Here is a 20931-nt window from a genome sequence, read left to right on the forward strand (position 1 = left end):
AACCCCCCGATGAAGATCCGAAGCCCATTCTAGGCGGGCCCCCGCCGCGAGCCGCCCGCCGGGGGCTCGACCGTGAGGCGCTTGTAGAAGAAGCTGCAGTCGAGCAGCGTTCCGTCGGGGGCGCCGGCGTAGCCGGGCACGACGCCGTAGCGGGTCCAGCCGCCGGTGAGGTAGACGTGCTCGGCGGCGCTGCCGGTCTCGGTGTCCAGCACCAGCAGGCCGGCCCCGGCCGCGACGGCGCCGTCCTCGGCGGCGGCCAGCAGGAGGCGGGACAGGCCGCGCCCGCGCGCCTGACGGTGCACCAGGAGCTTGACCAGCTCGGCCCGGTGCCACGAATTGGGCTTGCGGGCCGGCACCAGGCTGACCGTGCCGGCCAGGAAGCCGTCGGCGTCACGGCAGCCCCACACCGCCATGCCGCCCTCGGCCACCGCCGCCGCCTGCTCCCGCCACCAGGCCGCCGCCTCGGCCGGGCCGAACGGCTTGAGGAAGCCGACCGAGGCGCCGCCGTCGACGGCGTCGGCCAGCAGCACGGCCAGCTCCTCGACGCTGCCCGCGAACTCCTGCGCGGACATGCGGGTGACGGTGTGCACGAGAGGGCTCCTTCTGTCCGGGCTGCGCTCAGGGCAGGACGACGAGCAGGGCGTAACGGGCGGGCGAGGGCCCCGGGCAGCGGAACCGCGACCGCCCCCACAGGCGGAACCGCAGGCAGTCGCCCGCCTCAAGCCGGTGGGCGCGGCCGTCGGTGGTGATCTCCACGACGCCTTCCAGCACCCAGACGTGCTGTTCGAGCCCGGGGACCGGCGGCTCGTCGTAGGAGATGTCCGCGCCCGGCCGCAGCCGCCCCTCGACGACCTCGCCGCGCAGCCCGGGATGCGGCGGCGAGACCGAACGTCGCTCGAAGCCCGAGCTCTCGTCCCGCCACACCGCCTGGGACGCCGCCCGCACCACCTGCGCCGGCTCCGGCTCCACCTCGGCCAGCAGGCGCGACATCGTGCGCCCGTAGACCGCGCAGAGCTTGTTGAGCAGGGCGGCGGTGGGGCTGATCTCACCGCGCTCCAGCCGGGACAACGTCGAACGGCTGATCCCGGCCCGCCGCGCCAGCTCGTCGAGCGACCAGTCGCGCTCGACCCGCAACTCGGCGAGCCGACCGGCCAGCCGCTCGTCCAGCTCGTGTCTCATATTCGGGACCATATCCCAGATATGGGATCAGCGACGACCCTTCCTGCGGATCCTGATGTCCCGCATGTCGGTTACCGCGACCTGCAGCACCTGGTACGGCACCCCGTACGCCTCCAGCGCCGCGACCGCCCGCCCGGTGGCGTCGTGCTCCCCGTCGTCCGGCCCGGCGGGCACCTGGCAGCGGAAGGTGAACGCCGACACGGTCCCGTCGTGGGTGAACGTGCCCGCCTCGGTGAACGCCGTGTCGTGCGCCGCCAGCACCGCGGCCCGTCCCTCCTCGTCGATGCCGTCGAACTTCCCGCGGATGGTCACCCGGAACAACGCTCAGCCCTCCCGTACGGCATAGATCAGCAACGGCTCGCCGAGCAGCCCCTCGGTCACGTCCAGCAGCTCCAGCACGGCCTCGGCGATGGCGTCGGGCCCCTCCCCGGCGGCCACCCGCCTGCCGACCTCGGCGTAGACCAGCGAGTGCAGGCAGCCGATCTGCCAGGCGACGGCCCGCGGCAGCGGATCGCCCGGCTCGGCCCCCGTCTCCGCGGCCAGCGCGTCGGCGAGCGCGTCGGTCATCTGGCGGCCCAGCTCCTCCAGGCGCGCCCGCAGCGTGGGAGCGGCCAGCATCATCTCCAGCACCTGGCCGAACCCGGCCGTCAGCCCCAGGCTGCGCTCGCGTCCGCGCACCTCCTCGCGCAGGCGGGCCAGCACCGCCCGCACCGCCGACACGCCCGGCGCGCGCTCGCGCACGATGTCGGCGAGCCGCTGCGGCGAGGCCTCCTCGGGCGGCAGCACGAGATCTTCCTTGGCGGTGAAGTAGTTGTAGAGCGTGTTCACCGACACCTCCGCCGCCGCGGCGATCTCGGCGATCGTGACCTGGTCGAAGCCGCGGTCGACGAACAGCCCGATCGCCACGTCGGAGAGGTGCCGGCGGGTCTTGCGCTTCTTGCGCTCGCGAAGCCCTTCGGTCATGCCAGGACTCTACTGCAAAATTGAAGTGGATTGCAGTTTTGGGGCCGTCATCGGGATTCGGCGTCGGCCGCGAACCGGTCCCACGCCGCCTGGCGGGTGATGCCGAGGGCCTCGCCGATCCTGGCCCACGTCACGTTGCGGGCGCGCAGGATGGCCACCCAGGCGCGCAGGTCGCGCTCGGCCTGCTCAAGGGTGAGCACCTGGCGGGGCAGGGAGGCCAGCACGTCGTCGTCGGACATGCCGGTCACGTACTTGTCGTCCGGGGCGGGGCCCCAGTGGACGCGCCCGGCGTCGCTGGCCGGCGGCTTGCGGAGCTCGGCGTGGACGATCTGTTGGCTCAGGTCGACGCAGGCGTCGCAGATGTAGACGCCGGGCCCGGCGACGACCTTCCTGGCCTCCTCGTGTGGCGTGCCGCAGAACGAACACCTCGTCGCCAGCTGCTCGACGGGTGTCATCTCCCGGGGTCTCCTGCTGCGTGTCGTCATGCTGTCAGCCTCCCCTTGACGGACCGCCGTGTCAAGGGGAGGCTGACGGCCATCGGGACCGCCGGCGAACGCGCGGCGGGCGTGCGGCAGCAGCGCCCGCACCGCCGGGCCGCCGCCCTCCCGCCAGACCAGGGCGAGCAGCGCGGGTGTCCGCACGTCGTCGATGGGCAGCGCGGTGAGCCGGTCGCGGTGGAGCGCGGCCATCGACTCGCTGAGGATCGCCACCCCGAGGCCGCGGACGGCCAGGCCGGCGATGGCGTCGGCGGCGCCGGCCTGCAGCGCGATCGGCGGCCGCAGCCCCTGGGCCGCGCACGCCTCGTCGAACACGGCCCGCAGCCCCGTGCCGCGCGGCATGCACACGATCGGGTGCTCGCGCAGGTCACGCAGGGCGATCCGCCCCCGCCCGGCCAGCGGGTGCTCCGGCGGGACGGCCGCGACCAGCCGCTCGTTGACGATCGTCAACGCCTCCAAGCCCTCGGGGACGGCGTTCGCGACGCCGATGAGCGCCAGGTCGAGCGCGCCGCCGCGGACGCCCTCGACCAGCTTGTCGGAGTTGTCCTCCAGCAGGGACAGCTCCACGCCCGGATGCGCCCGGCGGAAGGCGGCCAGCGCGTCGAACAGGGGTGTGACCGTGCAGCCGAGCACCATGCCGACCGTCAGCGTGCCGCGGATGAGGTCGGTCACCTCGCCCACCGCCTGGCCCACCGCGCCGGCGGCGGCCAGCGCGGCGCGGGCGTGCTCGAGCGCCGCCTTGCCCGCGACGGTGAGCGTGGCCACCCGGGCCGAGCGGTCGAACAGCTCGGCCCCGAGCTCGCGTTCGAGCTGCCGGATCTGGGCGCTGACGCCCGACTGGCTGATGTGCACCCGCTCGGCCGCACGGGTGAAGCTGCGCTCCTCGGCCACCGCGACGAAGTACTCCAGCTGCCTCAGTTCCATAACCGTAGATTCTAATGGCTATAGCAAGCATCTGTTGGACTTCTGCTCCGACAGTCGGCAGGCTGGCACCATGACCGCATACAAGAAGGCCATGCAGCCCGAGGACATCACCCGCCTGTTCGTCGAGCGTTCCAACGCCGGCGACGCGGCCGGCGTCGCCGCGCTCTACGAGGAGGACGCCGTACTGGCCTACCCGCCCGGCAGCCGTACCGTCGGACGGGCCGCCATCCAGGAGTTGTGGGAGAAGGTGCTGGCCGGCCGCCCGCACTTCGAGCCGGAGCAGCCGCTGCCGACGCTGGTCAGCGGCGACCTCGCCCTCACCTCGACCCCGCCCAAGGACGGCACGGGCGCCCGCGCCCAGGTCGTGCGGCGCCAGCCCGACGGGAGCTGGCTGCGCGTGCTCGACCAGCCCGAGTTCGTCAGCCCCGGCGAGCGGGCCTAGGCCGGGACGGTGCCGCTGACGGTCGTGCCCTCACCGGGCACGCCGCGCACCGACAGGCGCCCGCCCAGCGCGGCGAACGCCTCGCGCATCCGGCCGACGCCGCCGCCCGGGGCCGTGGCGGCGAAGCCGCGGCCGTTGTCGCTGATCGTCAGGCGCAGGCCCTGGGCCCCGGCGGTGACGGCGAGCGAGGCGGTGCTCGCGCCGCTGTGGGCCTCGACGTTGCCCAGCGCCTCTTCCGCGACCGCCAGCACGGCCCGCCGCAACGGCGCCGCCACCGGACCGGCGGGCAGCGCCCAGATCTCCACGGTGATCCCCGTGCGCTCGGACCACCGGCCGCACAGGCTCTCCAGCTCTCCGGCCAGAGCCGGTCTGGCCTTGTCCATGATGCCCGTCATCGCATCTCCTCCGGCCGCCCTTGCCCTTGAACGGGTGGGACTGCCCTGAGCATGGCGATCGGGGCGTTGAGCCTGTGTTGAGCCGTCGTTGAGCCCTTGTCCGGGCACGATCGTCGAAGCGTAGCACCACGGCCCGCCGGTCACCCGGAAGGCGTGCGGCCGGGCGCGAAGGGGTCGAGCCCGGTCAGGGCGGTGCTCGCGGCCCACAGACGGGCCGCGAGCTCGGCGTCGGCCATGTGCCCGCGCACCGGCTCGCGGGCCGGCAGGCCGCGCATCCCCAGCACCCTGGGCCCCCACAGCTCACCCCCGCGTACGGACGGATCCAGCACGGCCCGCACCGCCGGCCACGCCGCGGCCTCCTTGCCCTGCAGCAGCAGCCCGGCGGGCAGGCCGCGCAGCCGCTCGCCGGCGGTGCGCGGGCTGACCGGCCGCGAGGGCGTCAGGGAGTCGAGCGCGCCGCCGGGATGGGTGACCACGCTCGCCGTGGTGGCCCCCGCGGCGCGCAGGCGGCGGTCCAGCTCGAAGCCGAAGAGCATCTGCGCCAGCTTCGAGCGCGCGTACACCCGCTTGGGGCGGATGTCGCCGAGGCTCTGCAGGTCGTCCAGGTCCAGGGTCTCGGACCTGGCGGTGAGGCTGCCGGTGGTCACGACGCGGGCGGCGGGGGCGGCGGCCAGCAGCGGCGCCAGGTGCGCGACCAGCGCGAAGTGGCCGAGATGGTTGGTGGCGAACATCAGCTCGTGGCCGTCCTTCGTCTCGCGCCGCGGCGGGTGGTCGAGCAGCACGCCGGCGTTGCACACGACGGCGTCCAGGCTCGGCAGCCGCAGCGCCGCGACGACGGCCTCGACCGAGGCGAGATCGGCCAGGTCGAGCGGCACGTGCCGGACGCAAGCACCGGGGACCCGGCTGCGGATGGAGAGCGCGGCGGTCTCCGCCCTGGCGGGGTCGCGGCTGCCCAGGATCACGGTGGCGCCGGTGCCGGCGAGCTGCTCGGCCACGAAGTAGCCGATGCCGGCATTGCCGCCGGTGACCAGGAAGTGCCTGCCCCGGGCGGACGGCAGGCGCCTGACGTCCCAGGGCGCGGTGTGGGAGGACACGGAAGCTCGTTTCTGTAGTCACTATGAATTCAGAATCATTCTAGTTTTTGCTACGATGGGAGCATGACGACAGGACGCCGCGAACGCAAGAAGGCGCAGACCCGCAAGGCCCTGGCCGAGGCCGCGGTGCGGCTGTTCGCCGAGCACGGCTACGACGGCGTCACCGTCGCCCGGGTCGCCGACGAGGCCGACGTCTCCATCGCCACCTTGTTCGCGCACGTGCCCGACGGCAAAGACGCGCTGATCTTCGACGACGGCGACGAGCGGCACGTCTGGCTGGCCGCCGCGGTCCGCGAGCGGCCTGCCGGGCAGAGCGTGCTGGCGGCCCTGCGGCGCTGCCTGGCCGAGCGGGGGCCGTTCGCCGGCGACCTGCCGCCCGAGCAGCGGCGCAAACGCGACCTGATCGTGGGCACGCCCGCCCTGCGGGAGTACTCGCGCCGGCTCTGGATCGCCGCCGAGGGCCCGCTGGCCGAGGCGATCGCGGCCGAGACCGGGCGCGACCCCGCCGACATGACCGTGCGCGCGCTGGCCCGCTACGTGCTGGAGATCCCCGAGCTGGCCGGCGCCGAGCCCGACCCGCGCGCCGCCCTCGACGCCGTCTTCGACCTCCTGGAGTCCGGCTGGCCCGAGCGCGGCTGACGCCGGCGGGGCGTTGACGCGGCGGACCCGGCTCTGGTCCGCTGTACGTCACTGATCATCTACTTCGGGGAGCGAGCCCGTGTGGTTTCCCAGGCGCCTGGCCGCCGTGATCGTCTCGTCGGTTCTGGCCGTCTCGGCCGTGCCCGGCGCGGCCCGAGCCGCCACGCCCGTCACCGTCTGGCACTGGAACGCGGCCGGCAACACGCTGAACCACGGCTCGACCGGCAACGGCATGGTCCGGGCCGCCGTGGGCTCGATCGTGGCGCGGGGCGCGACCCTCGTCTCGTTCAACGAGCTGTGCGCGAGCCAGTACCAGGCGCTGGTCACCGGCCTGCGGGAGGCCGGCTGGCCCGCTGACCAGGGCAACTTCGCCCGGTTCGTCGCCACCTACCCCGCCCGGACGGGCGGGCCGTGCGGCGGTGGCGAGTACGGCAACGCCCTGTTCAGCAAGCAGCCACTGGGGGCCGCCGAGCGGATCACCCTGCCCGACGACGGCAAGACCGAGCAGCGGAAGATGATCTGCGCCCCCCTGCAGTCCCGCCCCGCCCTGCGGTTCTGCGTCACGCACACCACGTACGTGGACGCCTACCGCGCCGCCCAGCTCGACGCCGTGCTGACCAGGCTGGAGGCGTACCACGCGGCCGGTGACACCGTGGTCGTCGCGGGCGACTTCAACCTCCCGCCCGACGCCGCCCGCCTGAACGGCTACTACTCCCCCACCGTGAACACCCCCAACAACCGCGGCAACACCGGCCGCTACCACGAGCTCGACGACGCCGACACGGGCAACTGCCCCGGCTACGGCGAGCTGACCGTCAGCACGCCGGACGGCAAGGGCCCCTGCGGCTCGGGGACGAAGCTCGACATGATCTTCGCCAGGGACGACCGGATCAGCGGCGCCTACTCGGCCGACTCGCTCGCCCCCGCGACCACGTGCACCGGCAACCCGGGCGGCCTGTGCTCCGACCACCGGGTGCTGGTCGGGACCGTCACCCTGTCGTGAGAACGGCCGTGGCCCACCCCGGGGAGTACGGGACGGGCCACGGCCTGTCCGGCCGGCGGACGCTCACCGACCCGGCCGGACCAGCAGCACGTTGCCCAGCGCGCGCTGCCCGGTGGCGTCGGAGGGACGGTTGACGATGCCGCTCCGCGCCGTCGCCATCACGCTGGAGCCGCCGCCGTCGAGGTTCATGGCCTCCACCGCGCCCAGGCCCCGCATCAGCTCGGCGGCCCGGGCGATGCCGAGGCCCTCGCTGTAGCCGTCCTGGCGGCCGTCGACGACCACCAGCAGCAGGCGGCCACGGTCGTCCAGCCCGACCATCGAGCGCGGGTTGGCGCGGACGGTCCAGTTGTAGGTGAACGTCTGGTCGGCGCCGTCGCGGATGACGCCGTCGGCGGCGGCGTCGACCGACACCCGCCCGTCCCGGACGAGCGTCGGGCCGACCTGCAGGATGGTGGTGTCCGGGGTGAGCGGGACGCGGCGGCCCCGGCTGTCCTCGACCCGCTCGGTGACGGTCAGCCTGGCCCCCACGGCGGCGTGCGCGAGCAGCCAGTCGGCGCTGTCGCCGATCGCCTGGACGGTCGAGCCGCCCGCCGGCACGGCCGCGCCGCGCGTGCCGTTCACCGCCAGCACCCTGCCGCGGGCGTCCAGAACGACCTCGGCGCCCGCGCCGGACGGCGGGGTGCCCCACTCGGGGGTGAACCGCACCAGTTCGCTGGGGTCGGTGCACTTGAAGTCGTGCTGAGGCTTCTCGGTGGGCAGGTCGCCGCCGACGCCGCCGCAGTTCCAGATCTCGCCGGGCAGGCGGTTCACGCCGTCGATCTCGATGGTGTCGCGGCCCGCGCGCAGCGTCACGTGGGCGGTGTAGGCGTCGGCCTCCAGCCGGCGGCCGCCCTGCGTGATCCTGATGCCGCCGCGTCCCTGGGTGGCGCTGCCGATCAGCCTGCCGTCCTTGACGTACAGGCCGGTGGGCGAGCTGTTGAGGAACCACTGGGCGTTGACGCCCGCCACGGCGCCGGTCGAGGCCATGAGGTCGGTCAGCGTCTCCATGCCGCTCAGCGTGGGGCCGAAGTCGGTGTCCACCGTGCCGCGGAAGCGGCGGAAGTCCACGCGCAGCACGTGGACGCGCTGCGGCGCCCCGGCGTCGGTGCCGTCCTGGGCGGTGTAGCGGGTGCCGCCGGTCAGGCCGGCCGCCTTGATGCGGGCCAGGCCGGCGGCGGCGTCGGTGGCGGTCGCGTACCGGCCGACGCGCACGACCCAGCCGAGCACGCCCGCCGGCCGGTCGGCGAAGGCGGGCAGGTCCACCTGCTCGACGCGGGGCTCGAAACCCTTCTCGCGCAACGTCGCGGCGACCCGGTCGGCGATCTCCCGTGGGCCCAGCGCCGTGGCCGCCCGGTTCAGCGGGCCGTCGATCGTGGCGGGCAGGTAGACGTGCACGGTCCAGAAGTCGTCGTCGTTCTTCGCGCCGAGCGTGAGCTGCGTCAGCGTCACGCCGGGGGCCACGTCCACGGTGTCCGGGGACGCCGTGGTCCCGGTGGCCGCCGTGGCCGGGGACGTGACCAGCAGCGACGCGACCGCCATGAGAGCGGGGAGAGCTTTGCGGTACATGCGCGCCACTCCACCGCAGCCGGGTGACGCGCACCCGCCCTGGACGGGACGCCCCCGGAGCCGCCACCCGAAGATCACATGAACGCCGCGGGGCCTGCTGACAGGCGCCTGTCAAACAGCGGCCACCCACCTTGTCGGCCAGGTCGCGCGGGCGCACAGTCAAGGCACATCACCGCCCAGGAGGATGGATGAACGGAAGACCCGCCCCCCACCGTCACGCCTTGACCGCGGTAAGACGTCTCTTATCCGCTGGTCTGGCCGTGTTCGCCGCCGCCTTCCTCGTCGCGACCCCCGCCGGGGCCATGGCGCTGCCGACGGCCAAGGAGTTCGTGTCGAACCTCGACCTCGACTGCTTCAAGACCACGACGTACCAGCCGCCGGCCGTCGCGCTGTCGCTGCGGCACATCAACCCGGTGCTCGCCAACCAGCCGCCCGTGCAGGTCACGCTCGGCCCGCGTGAGCAGCTCTGCGTGCCGGTGGCCAAGAACAACGTCATCCCGCCGGCGACCGTGCTCAACTTCATCAGGTACGTCGACCTGTCCTGCTACCGGGTGACCGGCCCGCAGATCAGCCTGCCCCTGTCGCTGCGTCACCTCAACCCCGTCCTGCAGGGCCTGCCGGGCCTCAGCGTCACGCTGGTCTCGCCCCAGCAGCTGTGCGTGCCGGTCAGCAAGAACGGCGTCGTCCCGCCGCCGGACGTCCTCAACGTCGTCTCGCACATCGACCTGCTGTGCTACGCGCACACGCCGAACCCGTCGATGAACAAGGCGCTGAACCTCACCCAGCTCAACCCCGTCCTGGTCAACCAGATCCCGCCCAGGACCGTGCAGGTGGCCGCCGCCCGTCAGCTCTGCGTCCCGGTGCAGAAGAGCGGCGACCAGATCCCCGCGGACGTGTTCGCCCTCGTCCGCTGGGTCGACCTGGAGAAGTTCGACGTCGTCAGCCCGGCGACCCCCATCGTGTCGCTGACGCTGAAGCACCTGAACCCGGTGCTGGCGAACCTGCCCGCCGAGGAGCTGCGGCTCACCGGCGCCTCGCAGCTCGCCGTGCCCGTCTCCAAGAACGGCGCGGTGCCGCCCGGCTGACGCACCCGGCCGGGCCGGAACCACCGGCCCGGCCGCCTACCGCGCCGATCCCGCAGGACAAAGGATTCCCCAGCTTCGGGTCGTCCGGGAGTGGCGTCCCCCTGGCGGCGGTATGACCTGTTTCCGATAGGTCGTGGAGCATTCGGGGGAACGGTGGGGATGTCCTGGCGGGCGGCCGTGGCGCTGCTCGCCGCCGTGGCGCTGACCGGCGGTTGCGGCGACGGCGGTCCGGACGGCTCCGGGGCGGGCGAGGCCGGGCCCGGCGTGCCCAGGCAGGCCCGGCCCGTCATCACGCCGGACGCCCCGATCGTCCCCGACGACGCCGGCGACCTCCCCGACCCCACCGCGCAGGTGGGCCTGGACTGCCAGAAGATCCTCCAGGACCGGGACTTCGCCGGACCGGCGGCGCAGAAGATCGACGAGGTGGCCGCCGACCCCGGCAGCTCCGACAGCCAGAAGGCGGTGGCCAACGCCTGCGGCGCGGTGATCAAGGCGAACAGCGGGAAATGGGACGAGTCGATCAAGCGGGCCGACGCCGCGAACCGTCACCGGAAGAAGATTCCCCCGCAGATGCGCGCGCCGTTGTTCGCCATGATCGACCAGGCGGAACTGGAGAGCGCCGCCGCGCTGGGCGATCGCGACAGGGTCCGGCAGGTCATCGCCCGCATCAAGCGGGAGGGCGGCCAGGTCCCGGACGGCTACCTCAGGAACGCGTGCGCGGTGGTGTCCGGCACCGGGACCCTGCCGGAGTGCGCGACGCTCACCGCCTCGCCCGGCTCCACGCAGCCGTCGTCCGAGCCGTCGTCCGAGCTCACGTCCGGGCCCTCGCAGCCGTCGGAGCCGGGCGAGCCGTCCTCCGGAGAGCCCGGCACCGAGCCGCCCGGCGAGCCCCCGGACACCGGCGGCGGGACCGAGCCGCCCGGCGACCACTCCGAGCCGCCGCCGGAGGAGACCGGCCCGGCGCCGGGCCCCTCGTGACCGCCCCACCGCCCGCCGCCGAACCCCCGGACGACGTCGGCGGCACCGGCCAGGACGTGTCCCGCCTGTGGCGGATCCTCGCCCACGTGGTGACGCCGACCACCTTCATCGCCGCCATCATGGTGTACTTCGGGGCGGTCCGTACCAACACCATGTACGCCCGCCTCGGCGTGGACCAGAGCATGCTGGGCCTGTCCCTGCAGGACTACGCGCTGCGCAGCGTCACGCTGGCGGCCGAGCCGCTGATCCTCGTGCTGGTGACGGCCCTGGTCGCGCAGCCGGCGCACGCGTGGCTGACCCGGTCCGCCCAGCGGCATCGTGCCTTCGCCAGGTGGGCGGTCAGGGTCATGGCCGTCCTCGGGGTGGCAGGGGCTGCGGCGGGCATCGCGAGCCTGGCCGGATGGCGGCCGCTGCCGCCCTACGCCATGCCCCTCTGCCTGGGCCTGGGCGTCTTCCTGCTGGTCTACGGCTCCTCCCTGCGGCAGCGGCTCGATCCGGCTCTCACGCCCTCCGCCGCCGACCAGCTCGTCCGGCGCACGCTCTGCACGGCGCTCCTGCTGTTCCTGCTGCTGTGGGGGATCACCCTCTTCGCGCAGTCACGCGGGGAGCGGGAGGCCGACCGGACGCTGGCCGACATGCGCAGGCTGCCGAGCACGGTGGTCTACGCGGCCCGGCGCCTGAACCTGCAGGGGCCGGGCATCACCGAGACCGCCCTGCCCGACCCCGGCGCGATGTACCGCTTCCGCTACACCGGCCTGCGCCTGCTGATCAACTCCAACCAGCGGTACTTCCTCCTGCCCGCCTGCTGGATGTCCGACCTGTCGGCACGGGCCATCGCCCTGCCCGCCGACGACTCGCTGCGCCTGGAGTTCGGCGTGTTCCGGATGCCCCCCGACTGCCCGCCCTGACCGCCCCCCTGGCCGACCGCCGGTCGCGGTCACACGCCGATATGCACGTACGGCGCCCAGAACATCGGGCTGCCGAAGCGGGCGGTGCCGCGCAGCCGGGTGACGGCCCGGTGCAGCGCCACCGCGGGGTCGGCGGCGCCCGCGGCGAGGACGGCGTACACGTCCGCGGCCACCTCGGCGGCCGAGGCGTCGTACATCGACCACAGGGTACCGATCACGTTGCGGTAGCCCGCGAGCTGGAACGCCGCGGCCAGGTGGATGGCCTCGTCGGTGAGCGCGGCGTCGCCCTGCGCGGTCTCGCAGGCCGACAGGAAGGCCAGATCGCCCCCGTCCACGCCGACCGTGGTCAGGTCGAGCACGGTCAGGTCGGCGTCGTGCAGCGCCAGGCGGCTGGCGGAGGGGGCGGCGTCGTCCTGGTCGCCGTGGCAGGCGAAGTGGACCCGCCGGTAGGCGGGGATGGCGTCGAGCACGGCGCGCCGGGTGGCGGCCGAGTCCTCGATCACGACCGCCCGTGGGCCCAGGGCGGCGCGGATGGCCCGTACCTCGGCGGGGACCTGGGGCAGGTTCGCGTACTGCCGGTCAGGACGCGAGGTGGCGGCCAGCGCGGCCACCAGGACCGGCGCGGACGGCGGCGCCGACGGCATGGCCCTGGCGCGGAGCAGAGCCTGAAGGGTCGGCGTGTAGGAGGACACGACGTGGTCGCCCGCCCACGGGCCGCCGTCACGGTGCCGTCCGGCGGCGTGCAACGGCAGGCCCGCCAGCGGCCCGGTGGGGCACCACCAGAGCCTGGGCGGGTCTCCGTCCGAGGCCGCGGGCAGGTCGAGCTCGTGCAGCACGGGGCCGGTGACGGCGTCCCACAACCATTCCAGGGTGGCCAGCACGGTCTGGGCGGCGGAGATGCGCGCCGCCATGCCGCCGTGCGCCGCTCCGAGCGTGCGGCGGAACTCCCGAGCCCGCCCGGCGGCCTCCTCACGGCTCAGCCGCGGCAGCGGCAGCACGCGCAGCCCGCCGGAGGTGAGGAGCAACGCGTCGCAGCGCCGCCGGTCCACGTTGACCAGGACGACGGGACCGCGGTCGGCGGCCGCACGCAGGGCCGTGAAGTCAGGTGGCCGGAGGAACGACCCGAAGCCCGGCAGCTCCCTGATCCGGTCGCCCAGCTCGGTGAAGCGGGCCGTCGCCCGGCGCCGCAGGTCGGCTTCGAGCCGCCGGTCGGGACGTCCGATCAAGCCGAGTTCGTCGGGTCGCAGTGACTCGCCGGCCGACGGCCTGTCCAGGACGGCGCTCACCTCGTCGAACTCGGCGGCGAGCCCGGGATGACGGGCACGCAGCTCGCTCCGGTCGCTCCTGGTCTGGAGCAGCTGGGCCCACAACACGCTGCGTCCCTGTTCGAGCAGCTGGACGGCGGCCCTCGGCGCTCCCGCGACCAGTGCCGCGGCGGCCGCCTCCGTGGCCAGCCCCGCCGCCTGCCTGAGCTGGTACTCCTGCGAGCCCCGGTCGAGCCCGCGCCAGGCCGCGAGCGGCAGCAGCTCCTGCACGCACACCCGGTACTGCTCCAGGGCCTCGACCGGGTGGCCGTGGTGCAGGTTGTAGCCGGCGTACATGCGGGTGTTCTCCAGCCGGGCCAGGGAGTCCTGCGAGGTGACGCCGGCGGAGAGCCGGAAGGCGGCCATGGCGCGGTCGCGGTCGCGGCTGCGGCGGCGGCGTTCGTACCTCTCGTTCAGGGCCAGGCCGAGCTGGGAGGCGCGGGCGGCCAGCAGGGGGTCGTCGGGCGGGGTCGCGTCCACCGACGCCTCCAGGTGCCGGATGGCGGCGCGCAGGTCGCGCATCCGGTCCGTACGCCAGAAGCGCAGCAGCCGGCCGTGGCCCACCACGTGCTGCTGACCGGCCCACGACGGGTCGTCCCTGGACGTGGCGGCCAGCCCTTCCCGGCCCAGGCGGACGATCTCCTCCAGGTCGCCGGGGTGGTCGTCGTAGCGGCTGACGTACAGCAGCGACAGGCCCTTGGTGAGGACGGGCCGGAAGGCGTGGCCGGGTGGGAGCATCGCCAGGGCCTCGCGGCCGGCCGCGATCGCCTCGTCGAGGTCGCCGGGCCGGCCGCGCACGTCGGCGCGGCGGCGCAGCACGCCCGCCTTGTGGTACAACATCGGCGCCCGTTGCGTCAGGTCGGCGGTGGGAGCGGCCAGGGCCCGTTCGATCGTCTCGGCCGCCTCGTCGAGGTCCCCCCTGTCGCCGCGGTGGTCGGCCCGCTTCCACAGGCCGCCGCTGAGCGCCTGGAGCGCGGGGCCCGTGAGCGGAGAGCGTGACGGCAGCGCGGCCAGCGCGGAGCGGGCGAGGTCGACGGACCTGTCGAGGTCGGCGACCTCGCCGAGCATCGTGTACCGCTGCGACAGCACGATGGCCAGCTGGGTCTGGCAGGGCGGCCGTTGCGGGTGGCCCTCGGGCAGCTCGTCGAGCGCCTGCGTGAGGGTCCGCGCGGCCGACTCGACGTCGGCGCGGTCGCCGGTGCGCTGGGCGCGGATGCGCCACGCCTCGGCCAGGTTGAGCATGGCGTTCGCCCGGACGGATCCGCGCACCGGCAGGCGCAGCGCCTCCTCGCCCGCCGCGATCGCCGCGTCCAGGGCGGCCGGGGACCCGGTCGACTCGGCCCGCGCGGTGAGGGCCTGCGACAGCACGTTCAGGGCGAAGGCCCGGTTGGGGTGCCCGTCCGGCAACTCGGGCAGGGCCCGGCGCAGGGCGGAGATCGCCTCGTCGAGCGTGCCGGGGTCGGCGGCGAGCCGGGAGTTCTGGGCCAGCGCCCGGCCCAGCGCCAGTTGCGCGTTGAAGCGCCGCTCGCCGGGCGGCGCCGAGCGTGCGGCCCGGCGGGCCAGGTCGAGGGCGGCGTCGGCGCCGGCGCCGGCGGAGTGGGCGGCGCCGTCCTGCAGCACGATGCTGAGCTCCGACTCGAGCACGCTGCGGTTGGGATGGTTCGCGGGCGTCGCGTCGAGCGCCGCCCGGTACGCGTCCACGGCCGCCTTCAGGTGGGCCGGATCGCCGTCCTGGCGGTGCAGGCGCGACATCGTCATGCCCCGGACGTGCTCGACGAGCCTGCGGTCGTCGTGGCCGGACGGGATGAGCGCGTCCGCCTCCGCGACGAGGCCGAGCGCGTCGTCGAGGACGGCCCGCTCGCCGGTCAGGTCGTGGACGGCGCACCGGACGAGAGCCAGCTGCACCTTCAGGTGGCCGGTGACCGGAAGGTCGGTCCGGGTCAGGTCGGCGAGCATGTCCGCGGAGCGGTCGAGGTCCCGGCGGTCGCCGCGCGCCGCGTAGCGGGCGTACAGGGCTCCGGTGAGGGTGAAGCGCAGCAGGTGGAGCCGGTCCTCGTCGTGACCGGGCGTGGTCAGGGCCCGGTCGGCCTGGGCGATGGCCGCCTCCAGCTCGTCCGGATCGGCGGTGATCGCCCTCATGACCCTGGCCGTGGCCCGGCTCACCTCGTCCTGCAGGTCCTCGCCCGAGCCCAGGTCGGCCTGGTCGCCGGTGACGGAGAAACGGGCGGTGCTCGTCGCCTGCAACTCCTCGCGCAGTTCCTGGTCGTCGGGCCGGTCCCGCAGGAGGGCGCGGACGCGGGCGGCGAGCTCGTCGACGTCCTCCAGACGCGCCCCCTGGGAGATGCGGCTCCACAGCAGGTTGCGCAGCACCTGGTCCGCGAACCGGTCGAGCGCGGGCAACCCCGGGCGCGGGTCGCCGAGGGCCCGGCGCAGGACGGTGATCGCGGCGTCCCGGTCGGCGGGCAGCCGGGTGGCGCCGAACCGGGCATACAGCGCCAAACCGTGCTGGAGCACGGCGAAGCGGCGGGCGGGCAGGTCCGCGGGCAGGTCGTCCGCCAGGGCGGCCCAGCCGGTGAGCAGGTCGTCGAGGTCCTCGGGGCGTTCCAGCATGGCGTAGTGGTTGCCGACGATCGTCAACCGGCCGATCTCGTACCGCCGGCGGTGCAGCCCTGTGTGGGGCAGGAGCGCGATCGCCTCGTCCATGGTCGCGATCGCCGTCCGGGCGAGCTCCGGCTCCCCGGCCTCCGTCGCCCGCACGCTCAGCACCACCGACAGCCTGTTCAGATCCGCCGCCCGGTCCAGGTCGGAGTCTCCGTCGGGACGGCCCAGGGCGACCGCCCGGCGGCACAGCTCCAGCGCGTCGGCGAGGTCGCCGGGCTCTCCCCCGCCCATCATGCGGCGTCTGGCGACGGTCAGCCCCAGCTTCGACAGCGCCGCGGCGGAGCCGGGCGCGAGGTCGGCCGCCTGCCGGTACCGGACGATCGCGGCGTCGATGTCGGCCGGGGCGGCGGTGAGGTCCCACTTCGCGACCAGCGCGTCAGCCGCGGCGATCAGGCCCGTGAGTCGTTCCCGCGCATCCGCGGGAGGATTCTCCAGCGCGGTCAGGCAGGCGGCGACGGCCTGGTCCAGGTCGTCCCGGGCGCCGGTGCGGCCGTGGCGCATCAGCAACGCCCTGCCGTACGGCGTGCCGCCCTGCCGGGCGTACAGGTCCACCGCCTGGTCGAGGGCTTCGAGGTCGTCCTCGCGTTCGAAGCGGGCCAGCAGCTCGTCCGGGTCGGGTTCCATGTCCGCTCAGAGCGGCCGGAGGAATCTCGGGATACCGGAGAGGGCCGTCCATCGTGGACGATGTGGCCATGACCGAGGACGAGGCGCGGGCGTACCTCTGCGCCGAACTTCCCTCCCTGCGGCGGGACGCCGCCGCCGGCGGCTGGTTGGCGGCCCTGGCCGACGCGCTGACCGTGCTCGACGAGGGCGGCACGGCCCGCGACGTGCTGACGCTGCTCGACCCCGCCACGGCCGACGAGGCCGAGGAGGCCGACGAGTGGCGCGGAGATCCGCAGCCGTATCTGCTGTTCGGCGCCGCCGGGCCCGAGCTGCGCGGCGTGTACGTCTGCCCCGACGGCTGGTGCCCCCGCCGGTCGGGTCGCGACGCCGCGAACCGGCCCCCCGTCTGCGACCTGCGCCGGCGGCCCATGCGTTTCACGGAGTCGTGACCGCCGTGCTCGACGGGCTGCTCACCGAGGTCGGCAAGAAGGCCACCGAACGCTGGCTGTCCCCGGCCTGGCCGCTCGGCCTCTGCTTCGCGGCGGCGGCCTGGTGCGCGGTCACCCTCGGCCATGCCCACGCCCTCGATCTGGGCCTGCTCGTCCGGCGCACCCGTGCCGACCTGACCCGGATCGGCCTCGATCCGGTGGCGCTGGTGACGGTGGGGGTCGTCGCGGTGCTGGCCGCCGCCGTGGCGGCGGGCCTGGCCCGGCTGGCGGTGGGCGCGGTCGAGCGGTTGTGGCTGCTGGAACGGCGCGGGCGCAGGCTCACCTGGCCCGGGCGTCGGCTCGCGCTGCTGGAGGAGCGGGTGCGGGCCGAGTACCACGGACTGCGGGTCTCCCTGGTGTGGCCCCGGTTGTGGTCGCTGCTGGAGGATCACCAGCGCGTGCCCGTACGCGAGGCCCGCGCGGCGCTCGACACCGCCGCGCTCACCGTGAGCTGGGGCCTGCTGTACGCGCTCCTCGGCTGCGCCTGGTGGCCCGGCGCCGTGGTCGCGGCGGGCCTGGTGACCGGCGGCTGGGCGGCCGGCCGGCGCCATGCCCACGCGTACGCGACCCTGGTGGAGAGCCTGGTGGACGTCCGCCAGCGTGACCTGGCCACGGCGCTGGGCGTGGAGCTGCCGCACGGTGTGATCACGGCGGAGGAGGCCGGCCAGATCAACGCCCGGCTGCACAAGGGCGGCCCCGACCTCCCGCCCCGCCGCCGCCGCCGCGAGTGAGGGCCCGACTCAGGGCGGCCGGGTGCGGCCCGTGCAGTTACGGCGAGCTCGGCGAACTGATGCGCGCTCCCTGGCTCTCGGCATTGGCCCGCTTGGAGCCGGTCTTCTTCGGCTCGGTCACCCGCGCTCCCCCCGCTCGACTACGGCGAGAGATCGAGGCACAACAGAGATCAGCTCTAAGCCCCAGAAGACCATCGCAAGGTCCACAGGTCGGTGCAGCTGGCGAAACCGTGCGGGGGCTTCTGGCTCAGGTGCTCGGCGAAGGGCGTTCGTGGTGGTGTGCCCTCGGGAGGCTGAGACCGGCTGCGGAAGAGGTCGTACCGTCAACTTGCCCGGTTGTCATGGGAGAACCGTTCCGGGCGGAACTCGGCGAGCGTCTCGTCCCTGCTCCCGCTGACGATCTCCGACGCCAGCAGCCGGCCGATCACCGGCCCGAGCGTGATGCCGCTGTGGGAGACGGCCTCGTAGTAGCCCGGCACGGACGGCACCGCTCCCACCGAGGGGTATCCGTCGCCCGGGATGGGTCGGTCGACCACCCGTGTCCCGACGACGCGGGAGTCCTCGAACCTGGGAACGACGTGCCGCGCCGACTCGTGGAGCAGCCGTTCGAGCGCCGCCGGATCTTCGCCGGTGTCGATGAGCGCGTCGACCTCGCGGCTGTGGAGGACCACCGAAGCGTCTCCGTCAGGACGGATCGCGACGCGGGGCGCGTGCATGGCCCGGCGGATCGGCACCTGAGCACACTCGATCCGGGTGACGAGGCCGGGCTCCCGGCGCATCGGCAAGTGCCGCGCGACGAGCCCGGCGACGTGGGCGGCGCCGGGTCCCGCGGCGTTCACGACCACGTCGACGTCGAGACGGCTGCCGTCGGACAGGGCGACGGTCCGTACGCTCCCGTCGGCGGCGGTGCCGATGTCATGGACCGTGGCGCCGAACCGGTGCTCGGCGCCGGCCGCGACGGCCTGGCCGACCAGGCGGCCGACGAGATGGCGTCCGTGCACCCAGGCTTCGTCGGGAAAGAACACGACCGGAACCTCGTCGGACACCGTGAGCGCGGGTTCGAGGCGGCGTGCCTCGGCTCCCGTGCGTACCTCGGCCCGGTAGCCCCAGCCGGCCAGCAGCCCGGCCGTTTCCAGGAGGCTCGCCTCCGTCGCGGGGTCGTCCGCCCAGCGCAGGTGGCCGTCGGGGTGCCACCATGGGTCCGGCCCGATGATCTCGGCAAGCTCGCGGTACGCCGCCATGCTCGCGACGTTCAGGTCGAAGTAGGACCTGCTCGCGGTCTTGGCACTGGCGTTGACCCACGAGAACGACCAGTCGGTGACCCCTTCACCCGGCCGGCCCGCATCGACGAAGACCACCTTGACGCCGTGCCGTGCCAAATTCCAGCCCACACAGGCTCCGAGAACGCCCACCCCGATGACAGCAACACATCCAGGCCGCTCCACGACCCGATTTTCTCACGAACATTCGTCTCCGGCCCCATGGCAAGCGTCATGGCTTTCTCTTTCTGCGGTGCGGATGTGGTGACCGGTGAAGCGCGGCATCGAGGCTGTCCGATTGATGGACGGTTCGTTATCGGCCGCCCCTTCTCCTTGGGCACTCAGATCGGCGGTTCCCTCAATTCCGGCGGCTGCGACCATTACCGCGCGACCTCGCCGGGTGACCACGCGGCTCTCCCGGCGACATCCGCAGCTGATGGACGGGCCCGGCGAACACACCGACGACACCGGTGAGCTCGCCGCCGTCGTACGCAGTTGGAAGGACCGGTTCGGCGCGGTGGTCGTCGGCTTCGCCGACCTGTACGTGAGCGTCGCCTCTCCGCCTGCGACGCTTCAGGAGGCTCTTCACGTCGCGACTGAGCACTTCGCCTTCTGCCCGGACAACATCACGGTCGCCGCCTACGTGGAACGCATCGTGGGACTCGACTCCCGGGATGGAGGGTGTGGGGGTGGGCCAGTTCGGCGTCCCATGTCTGCACAAGATCGGATACCGCGTCCCGATGGCGTGGACAAGGCAACAACCGAGAACAAGTGGACGACAGGCAGGGGCGCTGAGCTGCGTGTTCCTGCCGAGGCCGGAACCGGGTGACAGCCCTGGGCCCGAGGAGATGAACTGGCTCCGCCCCACCAGTACCGCGATCAAGTTTGTGTGGCGTGGCGAATCGGGGTTCCAGTCAATCCGTCAGCCACCAAGACTGGGCCCCTGCCTGCCGCCACCTGCGCGACGGGCAGGCGTTTCACGGCCTTCGGGCTTGCTCGGACCACTGACGAGGAGATCTCATGCTGAGAAGATTCATCCCGGCTGCTGTCGCTGCCATCTCCCTTGCCGGGCTGGCGTTCGCGTCACCCGCGAGCGCGGCAAGCCTTCCCGATCGCATGTATGGCTGCGGGCGGGGAGATTTCTGCATGTATTCGACAGAGGTCATCTCGGAAGCAACGAAGATCAGCATCGGCCGGGGCGAAGACTGGTCGGCCATCGGGGTGCTCTTCAGCCCGTACAAGAACGTCCGGTCCTTCTTCAACTACGGCTGGCCCGACACCGAGGACCACGTCGTGGTCTCGTACGTCAATTCGGTCGGCCAGAGCGGGTCGATGTGCGTTCACCGCGCCGAGGACGGTGACGTCGGGGCGGGACACGAGACCTACCCTCTGCCGGTGACGGTCATCAAGATCGACTGGGTCAACGGCGCCCAGGGTCCGTGCTGGGGGTAGTCCGCATCCGCCGGGAATCCGGCGGACCGGGTCCGGTCTGACGCCACGGGGCCGTCGGACCGGACCGCCCGGGGGTTGTGCGTCCAGGACCGGTCGGGGGTTGTGCGTCCAGGACCGGTCGGGTCGGTCCTCGGGTGGATTCACCAGCAGCCGGCGAACCCGTCCGCGAAGCTGGTGTTGATCCGGAAGGTGCCGGGCCGAGGTTGCCCTCCATGTCCGCGCCCTAGGAAACGATCCGGGAGCTCGGCGCGGACCCGGACACCACGTCGCGGACGAGGCTCGGGGGCTCTTCCGTTGGCGTTGCGCGCCGCTCGGGGTGGGATGGCCAAGACGAAAGAGCGGTCCCGAGGACTGCCCGCGCCCTTGCCGAAAAGGGGGCGACCATGGCCGCCAAGACGGCGGGGTCCAGCTCGTCCTGCACCTCGGGCGGGCTGTCGCAAGCACCGACCGCGCCGCCCTCATCCTCGGCTTTCTCACCGAACACCTCACGGACACCCTTCTGGACCAGCTCGCCCACGTGGGGCTGCCTCCAGGGGCTGGGGGCCGGCGACCGTCACCGCGAAGCGTCCGATGGAGGGGTGACGACCAGACCTTCCTGGGCCCCTCGGGCAGCGTCAGCGCCGACCGGGCTCATCACCTGCGGTGGGCGCGGCCCTTGCCGCCACCCGAACCACGACGCCCAGCGTTCAATGCCGGTTGGTGTTGTCCACGACGAGACGGC

Annotated in this window: 20 protein-coding genes; 10 read left to right on the top strand and 10 right to left on the bottom strand. The window is 73.6% G+C overall.

The features are described 5' to 3' along the window. Positions 1 to 29: 29 nt before the first annotated feature. From ABZ459_RS33445 to ABZ459_RS33465, 5 genes are read right to left on the bottom strand one after another with little or no spacing between them, the layout of a single operon-like run. Positions 30 to 590, bottom strand: coding sequence for a GNAT family N-acetyltransferase (locus tag ABZ459_RS33445; RefSeq protein ID WP_357978964.1), 561 nt, complete (start codon positions 588 to 590; stop codon positions 30 to 32). A 28-nt stretch (positions 591 to 618) separates the two neighbouring features. Beyond that, positions 619 to 1179: an XRE family transcriptional regulator gene (locus ABZ459_RS33450; protein WP_357978966.1), complete on the bottom strand. Its 561-nt coding sequence runs from the start codon at positions 1177 to 1179 to the stop codon at positions 619 to 621. A gap of 27 nt (positions 1180 to 1206) precedes the next feature. Continuing rightward, entirely contained in the window at positions 1207 to 1491 is a 285-nt protein-coding gene (locus tag ABZ459_RS33455) for a DUF6204 family protein (RefSeq protein ID WP_357978968.1), read from the bottom strand. Positions 1492 to 1503: 12 nt separating this feature from the next. Then, entirely contained in the window at positions 1504 to 2142 is a 639-nt protein-coding gene (locus ABZ459_RS33460) for a TetR family transcriptional regulator (protein ID WP_357978970.1), read from the bottom strand. A gap of 47 nt (positions 2143 to 2189) precedes the next feature. Then, positions 2190 to 3563: a LysR substrate-binding domain-containing protein gene (locus ABZ459_RS33465; RefSeq protein WP_357978972.1), complete on the bottom strand. Its 1374-nt coding sequence runs from the start codon at positions 3561 to 3563 to the stop codon at positions 2190 to 2192. A gap of 70 nt (positions 3564 to 3633) precedes the next feature. On the opposite strand from ABZ459_RS33465, the gene ABZ459_RS33470 reads away from it, so the two are divergent. Further along, positions 3634 to 4005: a nuclear transport factor 2 family protein gene (locus tag ABZ459_RS33470; RefSeq protein ID WP_357978974.1), complete on the top strand. Its 372-nt coding sequence runs from the start codon at positions 3634 to 3636 to the stop codon at positions 4003 to 4005. Here ABZ459_RS33470 and ABZ459_RS33475 read toward each other — a convergent pair. Next, entirely contained in the window at positions 4002 to 4400 is a 399-nt protein-coding gene (locus tag ABZ459_RS33475; protein ID WP_357978976.1) for a hypothetical protein, read from the bottom strand. The two genes, ABZ459_RS33470 and ABZ459_RS33475, sit on opposite strands and share 4 nt — an antisense overlap. A 140-nt stretch (positions 4401 to 4540) precedes the next feature. Then, on the bottom strand, positions 4541 to 5494 hold the full coding sequence (locus ABZ459_RS33480; protein ID WP_357978978.1) for an SDR family NAD(P)-dependent oxidoreductase: 954 nt from the start codon (positions 5492 to 5494) through the stop codon (positions 4541 to 4543). A gap of 63 nt (positions 5495 to 5557) precedes the next feature. Here ABZ459_RS33480 and ABZ459_RS33485 point away from each other — a divergent pair, with 63 nt between their 5' ends. After that, a complete protein-coding gene (locus tag ABZ459_RS33485) occupies positions 5558 to 6133 on the top strand; it encodes a TetR family transcriptional regulator (protein WP_357978980.1) in 576 nt (191 codons plus the stop codon). A gap of 79 nt (positions 6134 to 6212) precedes the next feature. After that, a complete protein-coding gene (locus tag ABZ459_RS33490) occupies positions 6213 to 7136 on the top strand; it encodes an endonuclease/exonuclease/phosphatase family protein (protein WP_357978982.1) in 924 nt (307 codons plus the stop codon). Positions 7137 to 7199: 63 nt separating this feature from the next. Here ABZ459_RS33490 and ABZ459_RS33495 read toward each other — a convergent pair whose 3' ends face one another. Then, on the bottom strand, positions 7200 to 8741 hold the full coding sequence (locus tag ABZ459_RS33495; RefSeq protein ID WP_357978984.1) for a phosphodiester glycosidase family protein: 1542 nt from the start codon (positions 8739 to 8741) through the stop codon (positions 7200 to 7202). A 221-nt stretch (positions 8742 to 8962) separates the two neighbouring features. Between ABZ459_RS33495 and ABZ459_RS33500 the strand changes: the two genes are divergently transcribed. The 3 genes from ABZ459_RS33500 to ABZ459_RS33510 all read left to right on the top strand — a co-directional run bounded on the left by ABZ459_RS33500 (position 8963) and on the right by ABZ459_RS33510 (position 11712). Beyond that, entirely contained in the window at positions 8963 to 9826 is an 864-nt protein-coding gene (locus ABZ459_RS33500) for a hypothetical protein (protein WP_357978986.1), read from the top strand. Between the two features lie 159 nt (positions 9827 to 9985). Then, complete coding sequence (locus ABZ459_RS33505; RefSeq protein ID WP_357978988.1) at positions 9986 to 10804, top strand: hypothetical protein; 819 nt, start codon at positions 9986 to 9988, stop codon at positions 10802 to 10804. Beyond that, positions 10801 to 11712, top strand: coding sequence for a hypothetical protein (locus tag ABZ459_RS33510; protein ID WP_357978990.1), 912 nt, complete (start codon positions 10801 to 10803; stop codon positions 11710 to 11712). Before ABZ459_RS33505 ends, ABZ459_RS33510 begins: the two co-directional genes overlap by 4 nt. Before the next feature lie 29 nt (positions 11713 to 11741). Here the strand turns inward: ABZ459_RS33510 and ABZ459_RS33515 are convergent, their stop codons facing one another. Continuing rightward, positions 11742 to 16301 (bottom strand): CHAT domain-containing protein, encoded by a 4560-nt coding sequence (locus ABZ459_RS33515; RefSeq protein ID WP_357978992.1) that lies wholly within the window; start codon positions 16299 to 16301, stop codon positions 11742 to 11744. A 68-nt stretch (positions 16302 to 16369) separates the two neighbouring features. Here ABZ459_RS33515 and ABZ459_RS33520 point away from each other — a divergent pair, with 68 nt between their 5' ends. Both ABZ459_RS33520 and ABZ459_RS33525 read left to right on the top strand, forming a co-directional pair. Next, a complete protein-coding gene (locus tag ABZ459_RS33520) occupies positions 16370 to 16729 on the top strand; it encodes a hypothetical protein (RefSeq protein WP_357978994.1) in 360 nt (119 codons plus the stop codon). Beyond that, on the top strand, positions 16726 to 17499 hold the full coding sequence (locus ABZ459_RS33525; protein WP_357978996.1) for a hypothetical protein: 774 nt from the start codon (positions 16726 to 16728) through the stop codon (positions 17497 to 17499). The genes ABZ459_RS33520 and ABZ459_RS33525 overlap by 4 nt, the downstream gene beginning before the upstream one ends. A gap of 323 nt (positions 17500 to 17822) precedes the next feature. Here ABZ459_RS33525 and ABZ459_RS33530 read toward each other — a convergent pair whose 3' ends face one another. Next, complete coding sequence (locus tag ABZ459_RS33530) at positions 17823 to 18944, bottom strand: FAD-dependent oxidoreductase (RefSeq protein WP_357978998.1); 1122 nt, start codon at positions 18942 to 18944, stop codon at positions 17823 to 17825. A gap of 214 nt (positions 18945 to 19158) precedes the next feature. Between ABZ459_RS33530 and ABZ459_RS33535 the strand changes: the two genes are divergently transcribed. Beyond that, a complete protein-coding gene (locus ABZ459_RS33535; protein WP_357979000.1) occupies positions 19159 to 19587 on the top strand; it encodes a DUF4253 domain-containing protein in 429 nt (142 codons plus the stop codon). A 191-nt stretch (positions 19588 to 19778) separates the two neighbouring features. Further along, on the top strand, positions 19779 to 20210 hold the full coding sequence (locus ABZ459_RS33540) for a hypothetical protein (RefSeq protein ID WP_357979002.1): 432 nt from the start codon (positions 19779 to 19781) through the stop codon (positions 20208 to 20210). The last annotated feature ends 721 nt before the right edge of the window (positions 20211 to 20931 follow it).

This window comes from Nonomuraea sp. NPDC005692 (assembly GCF_040631115.1).
Taxonomy (GTDB): Bacteria; Actinomycetota; Actinomycetes; order Streptosporangiales; family Streptosporangiaceae; genus Nonomuraea.

Coding starts and splice junctions, on each gene's coding strand:
- ABZ459_RS33450 (WP_357978966.1), bottom strand. CDS start 1,179: ATGAGACACGAGCTGGACGAGCGGCTGGCCGGTCGGCTCGCCGAGTTG.
- ABZ459_RS33460 (WP_357978970.1), bottom strand. CDS start 2,142: ATGACCGAAGGGCTTCGCGAGCGCAAGAAGCGCAAGACCCGCCGGCAC.
- ABZ459_RS33465 (WP_357978972.1), bottom strand. CDS start 3,563: ATGGAACTGAGGCAGCTGGAGTACTTCGTCGCGGTGGCCGAGGAGCGC.
- ABZ459_RS33470 (WP_357978974.1), top strand. CDS start 3,634: ATGACCGCATACAAGAAGGCCATGCAGCCCGAGGACATCACCCGCCTG.
- ABZ459_RS33475 (WP_357978976.1), bottom strand. CDS start 4,400: ATGACGGGCATCATGGACAAGGCCAGACCGGCTCTGGCCGGAGAGCTG.
- ABZ459_RS33485 (WP_357978980.1), top strand. CDS start 5,558: ATGACGACAGGACGCCGCGAACGCAAGAAGGCGCAGACCCGCAAGGCC.
- ABZ459_RS33495 (WP_357978984.1), bottom strand. CDS start 8,741: ATGTACCGCAAAGCTCTCCCCGCTCTCATGGCGGTCGCGTCGCTGCTG.
- ABZ459_RS33505 (WP_357978988.1), top strand. CDS start 9,986: ATGTCCTGGCGGGCGGCCGTGGCGCTGCTCGCCGCCGTGGCGCTGACC.
- ABZ459_RS33515 (WP_357978992.1), bottom strand. CDS start 16,301: ATGGAACCCGACCCGGACGAGCTGCTGGCCCGCTTCGAACGCGAGGAC.
- ABZ459_RS33520 (WP_357978994.1), top strand. CDS start 16,370: ATGACCGAGGACGAGGCGCGGGCGTACCTCTGCGCCGAACTTCCCTCC.
- ABZ459_RS33540 (WP_357979002.1), top strand. CDS start 19,779: ATGCTGAGAAGATTCATCCCGGCTGCTGTCGCTGCCATCTCCCTTGCC.